Source organism: Phyllobacterium sp. CCNWLW109, assembly GCF_037203905.1.
Classification (GTDB): domain Bacteria; phylum Pseudomonadota; class Alphaproteobacteria; order Rhizobiales; family Rhizobiaceae; genus Phyllobacterium; species Phyllobacterium ifriqiyense.
This window is the reverse complement of the sequence record NZ_JBBCBK010000003.1, coordinates 263820-276135: the sequence shown is the minus strand read 5'-3', so window position 1 is coordinate 276135 and position 12316 is coordinate 263820. Positions and strand designations below refer to the sequence as shown.

Genomic DNA, 12316 nt, shown 5'->3' with positions numbered 1-12316 from the left:
GGAAACCATCATGGCTGATCTTTCATCGAATTTCCTTGGTATCAAATCTCCAAATCCATTCTGGCTGGCCTCTGCGCCACCGACGGACAAAGCATATAATGTCGAGCGCGCCTTTAAAGCAGGATGGGGCGGCGTTGTCTGGAAAACCCTTGGAGAAGAGGGACCTCCCGTCGTTAACGTCAATGGCCCCCGCTATGGTGCGATCCATGGGCCGGACCGGCGCTTGCTTGGCCTCAACAATATCGAGCTCATCACGGATCGCCCGCTTGAGGTCAATTTGCGTGAGATGACCGAGGTCAAGAAAAAGTGGCCGGATCGTGCATTGATTGCATCGATCATGGTGCCTTGTGAGGAAGAGGCTTGGAAGGCCATCCTTCCACGTGTCGAAGAAACCGGATGCGATGGGATTGAGTTGAATTTCGGCTGTCCGCACGGCATGTCCGAGCGTGGCATGGGCGCTGCGGTTGGGCAGGTACCGGAATATATCGAGATGGTGGTGCGCTGGTGCAAGCAATATACGCGCATGCCCGTCATCACCAAGCTTACGCCAAATATCACCGACGTGCGTAAGCCAGCCCGTGCTGCCAAATCCGGCGGAACGGATGCCGTCTCGCTGATCAACACGATCAACTCCATTGTTTCAGTTGACCTTGATACGTTTGCGCCCAACCCTTCCATTGATGGACGCGGTTCGCATGGAGGCTATTGCGGCCCGGCGGTCAAGCCGATAGCGCTCAACATGGTTGCGGAAATTGCCCGTGATGCGGAGACGCGTGGCCTGCCTATTTCGGGGATTGGCGGCATCACCACATGGCGCGATGCGGCAGAATTCATCGCGCTCGGTTGTGGCAATGTGCAGGTCTGTACCGCTGCCATGACCTATGGCTTCAAGGTTGTGCAGGAGATGATTTCGGGCCTGTCCGATTGGATGGATTCACGCGGCTTCCGCTCCATCGAAGATTTCCGCGGTATGGCTGTGCCCAATGTCACCGATTGGCAATATCTGAATCTGAACTACATCACCAAGGCGCAGATCGATCAGGATCTGTGCATCAAATGCGGACGCTGCCACATTGCCTGCGAAGACACATCGCATCAGGCGATTACATCCATGGTCGATGGTGTGAGGCACTTCGAAGTCATTGATGAAGAGTGTGTTGGATGTAATCTGTGTGTGAATGTCTGCCCTGTAGAGAACTGCATCGATATGGTGCCTATGCTCTCGGGAGTCGATCCGCGCACCAAAACACCGGTTCAGCCAGACTATGCCAACTGGACGACGCACCCTAACAATCCAATGGCAAAGGTTGCGGCGGAGTGATGGGTTAGCCGTAGTTCTATTTAAACTTATGGCAACCCAGTTTGTGCGTGGTTCGACAAGCTCACCACGAAGAAAGTCGTAATTGACAAGGGAGCCCAGCTCTGTTGCGATGAAGGCTGGCTTTGCAGCACCTACAACTTTCCTCATGGTAAGCTTGTCGAACCACGCAGGAGAGCAATGCAATCGAACGCGGCACCATCTTATTTCAATCGCGCGGGCGGATGCCGTTGAGAATTATGCTCAGAACTGCCTGCGCGGTTTGTTCGCGAAAGCCTGGACGGCCAACTTGGCTACCCATAATAGCGCGAACCTGTACGTCAAAATCCGCATAATGCTGGGTGGTTGCCCAAATCATGAAAATCAGATGATAGGGGTCAACCGGAGCAAGTTTGCCTTCGCCAACCCAGCGCCGAATGACGACGGCCTTTTCGTCAACCAGCGGTTTCAAATGCTTGGCCAGAAAGTCACTGATCGCCGGTGCGCCATGCAGCACTTCATTGGCGAACAGACGCGATGCTTCCGGATGGCTTTCGGACATTTTGATTTTGAGCGTGATGTATTTGCGCAATTGCTCGATCGGGTCGCCCGCCGGATCAATATCAGCGAGCGGGGCAAGCCACTCCGTCAGCGTTTCTTCCAGCAGCGTCACATAGATATTTTGCTTGCGTGGAAAATAATAAAGCAGATTGGGTTTTGACATGCCGGCCTTGTCGGCAATCTGGTCGATAGTCGTGCCGCGGAACCCATAAGTGGAAAAAACATCAAGCGCCGCATCAAGGATCAAACGGCGGTTTATTTCCTGGATACGGGTTGTTCGTTCCGGGCCGCCATTCGTTTTCTGCTTCGCAGCTTTCGCCATTTGCTGATTGCTCCACCCACCCGCGACAAAATGGCAATTCCGCTTGTCCCGGCAACGGGTTGAAATGCCTATAAAGCGCTTGACCACCTAACTATGCTCTTCTAGCCTGCATTTTGACCAACTAGTCAAGTTTTTGGCAATTGGTTTTTGAATCCCCTTAAAGGTTCAATCATTCGGGAACACAAAACAAGCGGTAATATCCGCAATCAGGAGGCTTCGTCACATGTCTAAAACGGCAATGGGGACAAACAATCTCGACGCGTTCTGGATGCCTTTTACGGCAAACAAGCAGTTCAAGCAAAATCCCCGCCTTCTCGTCAGTGCTAAAGACATGCACTATAAGTCTCATGATGGACGCGAGATCCTCGATGGAACTGCCGGTCTCTGGTGCTGCAATGCGGGCCATGGCCGCCCCAAGATCGTCGAAGCCGTTCAAAAGCAAGTTGCAGAGCTTGATTATGCGCCTGCATTCCAGATGGGGCATCCCAAGGCCTTTGAACTAGCCGCGCGCCTGGCTGCCATGCTGCCATCGCCGCTTGACCATGTGTTTTTCACCAATTCCGGTTCTGAATCGGTTGATACGGCGCTGAAGATCGCGCTAGCCTATCATCGCGCTAAAGGCAATGGCACCAAGGTCAAGCTGATTGGCCGCGAGCGCGGCTATCATGGCGTTGGCTTTGGCGGTATTTCCGTTGGTGGTATCTCCGGAAACCGTAAGACTTTCGGCAATGCGCTGAGCGGCATTGACCATATTCGCCATACGCATGATCTGGCGCGAAATGCCTATACGCGCGGCGAGCCTGAATATGGCGTTGAATTTGCCGATGATCTGGAAAAGGTCATTGCGCTGCACGACGCGTCAAATATTGCGGCCGTCATTGTAGAGCCGGTGGCGGGTTCGACTGGCGTTCTCATTCCGCCAAAGGGCTATCTCAAGCGCCTGCGCGAGATTTGCACCAAGCACGATATTCTCCTGATTTTCGATGAAGTAATCACCGGCTTCGGCCGTCTTGGTGCACCATTTGCGGTAGATTATTTCGGCGTGGTGCCTGATTTGGTGACAACCGCCAAGGGTATCACCAGTGGCGTTATTCCGATGGGCGCGGTTTTCGCTTCGTCGGACATCTACCAGGCCTTCATGAATGGTCCGGAAAATCTGATAGAGCTTTTCCATGGCTACACCTATTCCGGCCATCCGGTCGCCTGCGCAGCGGCTCTAGCAACGCTCGACACCTATGAGGAAGAAGGCTTGTTGACCCGCGCATCGGAACTGTCCGATTATTGGGAAAATGCTCTGCATGCGCTGAAGGGACTGCCGAATGTCATAGACATTCGCAATCTCGGGTTGATCGGCGCCATCGAACTTCAACCCATCGACGGCGCCCCGACAAAACGGGCATTCCAGGCTTTCCTCAATGCATACGAAAAGGGCGTGCTGATCCGCACGACTGGCGACATCATCGCCTTGTCTCCGCCTCTGACAATCAGCAAAGGACAGATCGATCATCTGTTCGATACGCTCGCCGATGTGTTGAAAAACTTGGCATAGGAGCGGGCAAATGTCGCTGACGGGAAATCTTCGGATCAATGGCGACCGCCTTTGGGATAGCCTGATGGAGATGGCGAAAATCGGGCCGGGCCTGCGCGGTGGCAATAATCGCCAGACCCTGACCGATGAGGATGGCGAGGGTCGCAGGCTGTTTCAATCCTGGTGTGAGAAAGCCGGCATGACCATGGGCGTAGACACCATGGGCAACATGTTTTTCACGCGTGAAGGAACTGACCCGGATGCGCTGCCGGTCTATGTCGGCAGCCACCTCGATACACAGCCGACGGGCGGAAAATATGATGGTGTGTTGGGGGTTCTTGGCGGACTGGAACTGATCCGCACGCTCAACGATCTTAATATCAAGACCAAGCATCCTATTGTTGTTGTCAACTGGACCAATGAGGAAGGTACGCGCTTTGCCCCGGCCATGCTGGCTTCCGGTGTATTCGCCGGTATTCATGATGAGCAATGGGCCTATGTTCGCGAAGATGCCAAGGGCAAGAAGTTTGGCGACGAACTGGAGCGAATCGGCTGGAAGGGTGACGAGAAAGTCGGCGCCCGTAAGATCCATGCGCTGTTCGAACTGCATATTGAGCAGGGACCCATTCTGGAAGCTGAGGGCAAGGATATCGGCGTTGTCACCCATGGTCAGGGCCTGTGGTGGTTGCAGATCACATTGACGGGCAAGGAAAGCCACACAGGCTCAACCCCAATGCCTATGCGCAAAAATGCGGGCCTCGGCATGGCGCGCATTACCGAACTGGTTCACGCCGTCGCTATGGCCCACCAGCCAAATGCGGTTGGGGCAATCGGCCATGTCGATGTTTATCCCAATTCCCGCAATGTCATTCCGGGCAAAGTCGTGTTCACGGTTGATATCCGCTCGCCAGACCTTTCGACGCTTTCCGCAATGAAAGCGGAAATTGAGGCGAAGGCACCAAAGATTGCCAAGGAGCTTGGCCTCGGCATCGAGATTGAAGAAGCCGGGCATTTTGATCCCGTTACCTTCGACGAAGGCTGCGTCACTGCCGTGCGCAATGCTGCGGAGCGGCTTGGCTACAGTCACCGCAATATTGTTTCCGGCGCCGGACATGATGCCTGCTGGATCAACCGCGTTGCGCCGACGGCGATGGTAATGTGCCCTTGCGTGGATGGCCTCAGCCACAATGAGGATGAAGAGATTTCGAAAGAATGGGCTGCTGCCGGTACGGATGTCCTGTTGCATGCGGTTCTGGAGACGGCGGAGATTCAAGCCTGACCTAGCAACCACATATGCAACATGTTCGGCAAAAGACCAAAAAGGGGAACGAACACAATGCTTGCGAAACTGATCAAAGGCGGAACAATTATTGCCGCTGACCGCACTTATAAAGCGGATGTGCTGATTGATGGCGACAAGATCGCTGCCATCGGCTCAGATCTTTCCGGCCAGGACGCCAATTGCGAAATTATTGATGCAACCGGTTGCTTTCTCATGCCCGGCGGTATCGACCCGCATACGCATCTTGAAATGCCTTTCATGGGCACCCACTCCAGCGATGATTTTGACACCGGCACCGCCGCGGCGCTGGCAGGTGGAACAACGATGGTTGTCGATTTTGTGCTCCCCGGCGAAGACGGGTTGCTTGCCGCCTTGCAGGACTGGTTCCAGAAGGCTGGCAAAGCGCGCACCGACTATTCCTTCCACATGGCGATAACCGGATGGAACAAGCAGATCTTCGACGAAATGCCCAAAGTCGTTGAACGCGGCATCAATACGTTCAAGCACTTCATGGCCTATAAGGGCGCATTGATGGTGGACGACGATGAAATGTTCGCCTCCTTTCTGCGCTGTGCCGAGATCGGCGCCATGCCGCTTGTCCACGCGGAAAATGGCGATGTGGTTGCCCATCTCCAGCAGAAGCTCCTCGCCGAAGGCAATACCGGACCGGAGGCTCACGGCTATTCGCGCCCGCCCGAAATAGAAGGTGAGGCGGCTAACCGCGCCATCATGATCGCCGATCAGGCAGGCGTGCCGCTCTATATCGTGCATGTTTCCTGCGAACAGTCCCATGAAGCCATTCGCCGCGCGCGTGCCAAGGGTATGCGCGTCTATGGCGAACCTCTGATTCAACACCTTGTTCTGGATGAGAGTGAATATAAAAATGAGGACTGGGACTATGCCGCGCGCCGGGTCATGTCGCCGCCTTTCCGTGACAAGATCAACCAAAATGGATTGTGGGCTGGCCTTGCATCGGGAAGTCTTCAGGTCGTGGCGACAGACCATTGCGCCTTTACCACCGAGCAGAAGCGTTTTGGTGTCGGCGACTTTACCAAAATCCCAAATGGCACTGGTGGTCTGGAAGATCGCATGCCCGTGCTTTGGACCAAAGGCGTGCGTACCGGCCGCCTGACGCCAAATGAGTTTGTCGCGGTAACGTCGACCAATATCGCCCAAATTCTTAATATCTACCCGCGCAAGGGAGCGATCTTGCCGGGTTCTGATGCGGATATTGTTATCTGGGACCCCAATGCAACCAAGGTCATTTCTGCAAAGTCGCAGAAGTCGGCCATCGACTATAATGTCTTTGAGGGCATTGAAGTGACGGGCCTGCCGCGCATCACTATTTCGCGTGGAGAGATTGCCTATAGGGATGGCGAAGTGCTTGCGCCGACGGGCAGCGGACGCTTTGTCGAGCGTGAGGCCAACCCCTCTGCCAGCCGCGCACTTTCCACTTGGAAGGAACTAACCGCACCGCGTAGAGTGGATCGCGATCCGAAGAACATTCCGGCAGGCGTATGATGACAGTCGTCGCGCTCCGACCCAAGGCGAAAATAATGGCTGATGCGGCGCCAAAAAATGTAATTGATGTCAAAGACCTTTCGCTGGTCTTCCAGACCAATGATGGCCCCGTCAATGCTTTGTCGAACATCGACCTTGCAGTTAACAGCGGCGAGTTCGTTTCCTTTATCGGGCCTTCCGGTTGCGGAAAGACCACCTTGTTGCGCGTGATTGCCGATCTGGAGCAGCCTACCTCGGGTAGCATATCGGTCAATGGAATGACGCCATCGCAGGCGCGCGAAAAACGTGCCTATGGATATGTTTTTCAAGCGGCCGCGCTTTATCCATGGCGCACCATTGGCGGCAATATTTCCCTGCCACTGGAAGTGATGGGCATACCCAAGGAGGAGCGCAAGGCGCGGATCGCCAAGAATCTCGAGCTGGTTAATCTGGCAGGTTTTGACAAGAAGTTTCCATGGCAATTATCAGGCGGTATGCAGCAACGCGCATCCATTGCCCGCGCCCTGTCTTTTGATCCCGATATGCTTTTAATGGATGAGCCCTTCGGTGCGCTGGATGAAATTGTCCGCGATCACCTCAACGAACAATTACTGAAGCTTTGGGCCAAAACGCAAAAGACAGTCATCTTTGTAACCCACTCGATTCCCGAGGCAGTTTTTCTCTCGACAAAGATCGTTGTGATGAGTCCGCGTCCGGGCCGGATACACGAAATCATCGATTGCAATCTCGGCTCTGAGCGGACGTTGGATATTCGCGAAACACCGGAATTTCTGGAAATCGCTCACCGCGTACGTGAAGGCTTGCGGCACGGTCATTCCTATGATGAGGCTCATCTGTGATGAAGGAGCGTCAAGGCCTTGCAGCCGTGCTCCACGACAGGGTGATCCCGGTCGGAACCATCCTTTTGGTTATCATCGCACTCTGGTATGTTTTTGCCATCATTCTCAACGCGCCATTCGAACGCGACCAGGCAGCGCGTGCCAATACCACCATTTCCACGAGCCAGTTAGTTGCCAATACGATGGCGCAGGAGCGGCCGGTTTTGCCTGCGCCGCATCAGGTCGCTGCTGAAATTCGCAAGACAGTTTTCGATATTGCACCAACGTCAAAGCGTAGCCTGATCTATCATGGCGGTGTCACTCTATCGTCCACGCTGCTCGGTTTCGCATTCGGCACTTTGCTTGGTATTCTTCTGGCGATCGCTATTGTGCATTCGCGCACGCTCGACAAAAGCCTGATGCCTTGGATCATCACCTCGCAAACCGTGCCGATCCTCGCCATTGCCCCGATGATTATTGTTGTCCTCAACGCGGTCAATATTACCGGGCTTTTGCCCAAAGCGATGATCTCAACCTATCTTTCATTCTTCCCCGTGGCTGTCGGTATGGTCAAAGGTCTTCGCTCACCCGAAATCATGCACCTTGATTTGATGCGCACCTATAACGCGTCAAAGGCTCAGATATTTTGGAAACTGCGCTGGCCCGCCTCCATGCCTTATCTTTTTACCTCAATGAAAATTGCCGTTGCCATCAGTCTGGTTGGTGCCATTGTCGGTGAATTGCCCACTGGAGCTGTGGCAGGTATCGGGGCACGCCTGCTTGCTGGCTCCTATTACGGTCAGACCGTGCAAATTTGGGCTGCCCTTATCGCTGCCGCACTAATGGCGGCCGTTCTTGTCAGCCTCATAGGGATTATCTCGACGCTTGTTAACCGGCGAATGGGAGTGCGCCCATGAGGTTTTCGCGCTCTCCTTTGGCCATTGCTGCCTTTGTTTTGTCCGCTGCGGCTCTTGTGGTCTCGACGGGCGCGGGTGTTCAAAATACCCTGTCCTATGCGACGCCGATAATCCTCTTTGTCGCTGCCGCGGTGGCGCTGTTCGCTTCTGCATCCACCTCGTCTACCATTGCGCTGCTGCTATTGGTGCATGTCTCGGCCTATTGTCTGATATCGTTGCTCAGCTTGATGGGTCCGGCAGGGGCGCTGCTTGGTTATTGGTGCATGGTTGTGGCGGCATGGCTGTTGGCTTGGCTGACAGTGCAGCGGCTTGCAAGCTGGCGTGCTGCTTCACCGGATATGCAGCGTCTGATCAATCTGGCATTGCCGGTGCTGTTCGGTGCTTGGCTGCTTATCCTTTGGGAAGTCGTGGTGCGCGGCTTCGGTGTTCCTGCAATCCTTCTGCCGCCACCATCAATGATTGCCGCGCGTATCGCGGCTTCCGTGCCGACGCTCTGGGCGGACTTCCAACAAACCTATCTGAAGGCCGCGGTTGCCGGTTATGTCATGGGCTGCGGCTCGGGTTTCCTGGCCGCGATTGTCGTTGATCGCGTGCCCTTTCTGCGCAAGGGGCTTTTACCCATTGGCAATCTGGTGGCAGCACTGCCCGTCGTTGGCATTGCTCCGATCATGGTCATGTGGTTCGGTTCCTACTGGCAGTCCAAAGCCGCTGTTGTTGTTATCATGACGTTCTTCCCGATGCTGGTGAACACAGTTGCCGGGCTTGCTGCCTCGGGCGCCATGGAACGTGATCTCATGCGCACCTATGGTTCAACCTATGGTCAGACATTGCTCAAGCTGCGTCTACCCGCTGCCATGCCGTTCATCTTCAATGCACTTAAAATCAACTCGACTTTGGCGCTCATCGGCGCAATTGTTGCCGAGTTTTTCGGCTCCCCCATTGTCGGCATGGGTTTTCGCATTTCCGCAGAAGTTGGCCGCATGAATGTCGATATGGTCTGGGCGGAAATCTTCGTTGCCGCCCTTGCTGGTTCACTTTCCTATGGACTGATTACCCTTATCGAAAGGGCTGTCACTTTCTGGCATCCTTCCTACCGATCCTGAACATTTAAAAACAAGAACAGAGGAGAACTGAAACATGAAGAAGACCATTGCACTCTCGTTGGGACTCGCCATCAGCACCCTGATGGCCGGCTCGGCGCTGGCCGCCGATAAACTGACGCTTCAGCTCAAATGGGTCACGCAAGGGCAGTTTGCTGGCTATTATGTGGCTAAAGATAAGGGCTTCTATAAAGAGGCCAATCTGGATGTCGAGATCAAGCCAGGCGGCCCAGATGTTGCGCCGCCGCAGGTCATTGCTGGTGGTGGCGCAGATGTCGTGGTGGACTGGATGCCTTCCGCGCTTGCCACGCGTGAAAAGGGTCTTCCTCTTGTCAATATTGCCCAGCCGTTCAAGCGCTCCGGCATGATGCTGACCTGCCGCAAGGAAACGGGCATTACCAAGCCTGAAGACTTCAAGGGCAAGACGCTGGGTGTCTGGTTCGGCGGAAATGAATATCCGTTCCTGTCATGGATGAACCATCTTGGCCTGAAGACCGATGGCGGGCCGGAAGGCGTCACAGTTCTCAAACAAGGCTTCAATGTTGATCCCCTGATCCAGAAACAGGCCGATTGCATTTCCACTATGACCTATAATGAATATTGGCAGGTAATTGATGCGGGCATTCCGGAAGATCAGCTCGTCACTTTCAAGTACGAGGATGAAAAAGTAGCAACGCTGGAAGACGGTCTTTATGTGCTCCAGAAGAGTCTCGACGATCCGGCAATGGTCGAAAAGCTGGCCCGCTTCGTCAAGGCTTCAATGAAGGGCTGGGAATATGCACGGGCCAATCCGGATGAAGCTGCTGAAATTGTGCTTGAGAATGATGCCAGCGGGGCCCAGACAGAGAAGCACCAGAAGCGCATGGTTGCTGAAATCAATAAGCTGACGGAAGGTTCAGACGGCGTGCTTGATACGGCAGCTGCCGACCGGACTGTGGAAACCTTGCTTGGTGGTGGTTCAGACCCGGTTATTACCAAGAAGCCGGAAGGTGCCTGGACAACAAAAGTTACTGATGCAGCGAAGTAAAAGTCAAAAATGCAGCCCTTGGTAAAAGGGCTGCATTTTTGTTGTGCGTGGTTCGAACCACGCACGATATTACTGCCAATCATCTCACTCCCAATGGTCGGGAATCTGCCTTACAGCACCGCGTGCAGCGCTTGTTGCCATTGCGCCATAAGCACGCAGTGCAGTTGTGACCTTGCGCTTGCGCTTTTCTTCAGGCTTCCAGGCGGCTGAGCCCTTGGCTTCCATATGCGCACGGCGATCGGCAATGACCGCATCATCGACGGCAAGGTGAATCTTGCGGTTCGGGATGTCGATGTCGATTACATCGCCTTCCTGCACCAGACCGATCAATCCGCCCTCGGCTGCTTCCGGAGAAACGTGGCCAATGGAAAGTCCTGACGAACCGCCGGAGAAACGCCCGTCAGTGATCAAGGCACAAGCTTTGCCGAGGCCCTTGGATTTCAGATAGCTGGTTGGGTAGAGCATTTCCTGCATGCCGGGGCCGCCGCGAGGACCTTCATAACGGATCAGCACAATATCGCCCGGCTTTACGCCGCCGTTCAAAATACCAAGAACGGCGGTATCCTGACTTTCAAAAATGCGCGCAGGACCGGAGAACTTCAGAATTGACTCATCAACGCCTGCCGTTTTGACGATACAGCCATCTTCGGCAAGATTGCCGTAAAGCACAGCCAAACCGCCATCCTTGGAATAGGCATGTTCCGCATTGCGGATAACGCCCTTTTCGCGATCCAGGTCAACATCGGCAAAGCGGCGATCCTGGCTGAATGCAACCTGGGTAGGAACACCGCCCGGCGCTGCCTTGAAGAAATCATGGACAGACTGGTTCTTGCTGCGCATCACATCCCAGCGATCAAGCGCTGCGCCCAGATTTGCTGCATGAACGGAGTAAACTGAGGTATCAAGCAAACCTGCCCGATCAAGCTCGCCAAGAATGCCCATGACGCCACCCGCATGATGTACGTCTTCCATATGCACATTGGCAACAGCAGGAGCCACCTTGCACAGTACGGGAACGCGACGGGAAAGCCGGTCAATATCGCTCATGGTGAAATCGACTTCGCCTTCATGCGCCGCCGCAAGCAGGTGGAGAACAGTATTGGTCGAACCGCCCATCGCGATATCGAGCGTCATCGCGTTCTCAAAGGCGGCAAAGGATGCGATAGCGCGTGGCAGCGCTGTTTCATCATCCTGTTCGTAGTAGCGACGGGCCAGATCAACAATGAGGTGCCCGGCCTCGACAAACAGGCGACGGCGATCCGCATGGGTAGCCAGCGTTGAACCATTGCCCGGTAGGGACAAGCCCAGCGCTTCGGTCAGACAGTTCATCGAATTGGCGGTGAACATGCCAGAGCAGGAACCGCAAGTCGGGCAGGCAGAGCGCTCAATAGCCGTTACTTCCGCATCGGAAATGCGATCATCAGCAGCGGCAACCATGGCATCAACCAGATCGAGCTTCTTTTCCTTGTCATCCCAGGTAACCTTGCCAGCTTCCATCGGGCCGCCGGAAACGAAGACAACAGGAATGTTCAGCCGCAAGGCCGCCATCAGCATGCCTGGCGTGATCTTGTCGCAATTGGAAATGCAGACCATAGCGTCGGCGCAATGGGCATTGACCATATACTCAACGCTATCGGCGATGATCTCGCGCGATGGCAGCGAATAGAGCATGCCATCATGTCCCATGGCGATGCCGTCATCGACTGCAATCGTATTGAATTCCTTGGCAACACCGCCCGCGCTTTCGATTTCACGCGCCACCAACTGGCCAAGATCTTTCAGATGCACGTGGCCAGGCACGAACTGAGTGAACGAGTTTACGACGGCAATAATTGGCTTGCCGAAATCCTCGTCCTTCATACCGGTGGCGCGCCAAAGGCCGCGGGCACCGGCCATGTTGCGGCCATGTGTGGTTGTACGTGAACGATAGGGCGGCATTTTCA

General features: G+C 54.7%; 10 protein-coding genes. 8 read left to right on the top strand and 2 right to left on the bottom strand.

The features are described from left to right. The first annotated feature begins 10 nt into the window (after positions 1-10). Positions 11-1321: an NAD-dependent dihydropyrimidine dehydrogenase subunit PreA gene (preA, locus tag V9K92_RS11835; protein ID WP_115054639.1), complete on the top strand. Its 1311-nt coding sequence runs from the start codon at positions 11-13 to the stop codon at positions 1319-1321. Positions 1322-1526: 205 nt separating this feature from the next. Here the strand turns inward: preA and rutR are convergent, their stop codons facing one another. Then, entirely contained in the window at positions 1527-2180 is a 654-nt protein-coding gene (gene rutR / locus V9K92_RS11830; RefSeq protein WP_115054640.1) for an HTH-type transcriptional regulator RutR, read from the bottom strand. Positions 2181-2403: 223 nt separating this feature from the next. On the opposite strand from rutR, the gene V9K92_RS11825 reads away from it, so the two are divergent. From V9K92_RS11825 to V9K92_RS11795, 7 genes are read left to right on the top strand one after another with little or no spacing between them, the layout of a single operon-like run. Next, complete coding sequence (locus tag V9K92_RS11825) at positions 2404-3729, top strand: aminotransferase class III-fold pyridoxal phosphate-dependent enzyme (RefSeq protein WP_115054641.1); 1326 nt, start codon at positions 2404-2406, stop codon at positions 3727-3729. A gap of 10 nt (positions 3730-3739) precedes the next feature. Then, the gene (locus tag V9K92_RS11820; RefSeq protein WP_336440233.1) at positions 3740-4987 is read left to right on the top strand and encodes a Zn-dependent hydrolase; all 1248 of its coding nucleotides are present in this window, start codon (positions 3740-3742) and stop codon (positions 4985-4987) included. Between the two features lie 57 nt (positions 4988-5044). Continuing rightward, positions 5045-6511 (top strand): dihydropyrimidinase, encoded by a 1467-nt coding sequence (gene hydA, locus V9K92_RS11815; RefSeq protein ID WP_307281862.1) that lies wholly within the window; start codon positions 5045-5047, stop codon positions 6509-6511. Further along, positions 6511-7350, top strand: a complete 840-nt coding sequence (locus V9K92_RS11810) for an ABC transporter ATP-binding protein (RefSeq protein WP_115054811.1) — start codon at positions 6511-6513, stop codon at positions 7348-7350. The genes hydA and V9K92_RS11810 overlap by 1 nt, the downstream gene beginning before the upstream one ends. Beyond that, positions 7350-8246, top strand: a complete 897-nt coding sequence (locus V9K92_RS11805; protein ID WP_337354068.1) for an ABC transporter permease — start codon at positions 7350-7352, stop codon at positions 8244-8246. Before V9K92_RS11810 ends, V9K92_RS11805 begins: the two co-directional genes overlap by 1 nt. Next, entirely contained in the window at positions 8243-9349 is a 1107-nt protein-coding gene (locus V9K92_RS11800) for an ABC transporter permease (RefSeq protein ID WP_337354067.1), read from the top strand. Before V9K92_RS11805 ends, V9K92_RS11800 begins: the two co-directional genes overlap by 4 nt. Before the next feature lie 34 nt (positions 9350-9383). Next, positions 9384-10373 carry an ABC transporter substrate-binding protein gene (locus V9K92_RS11795; protein ID WP_115054644.1) on the top strand — a complete coding sequence of 330 codons (990 nt, stop codon included), beginning with the start codon at positions 9384-9386 and terminating at the stop codon, positions 10371-10373. A gap of 84 nt (positions 10374-10457) precedes the next feature. On the opposite strand, the gene ilvD is transcribed toward V9K92_RS11795, so the two are convergent. After that, positions 10458-12311 carry a dihydroxy-acid dehydratase gene (ilvD, locus tag V9K92_RS11790; RefSeq protein WP_115054645.1) on the bottom strand — a complete coding sequence of 618 codons (1854 nt, stop codon included), beginning with the start codon at positions 12309-12311 and terminating at the stop codon, positions 10458-10460. Positions 12312-12316 lie beyond the last annotated feature (5 nt).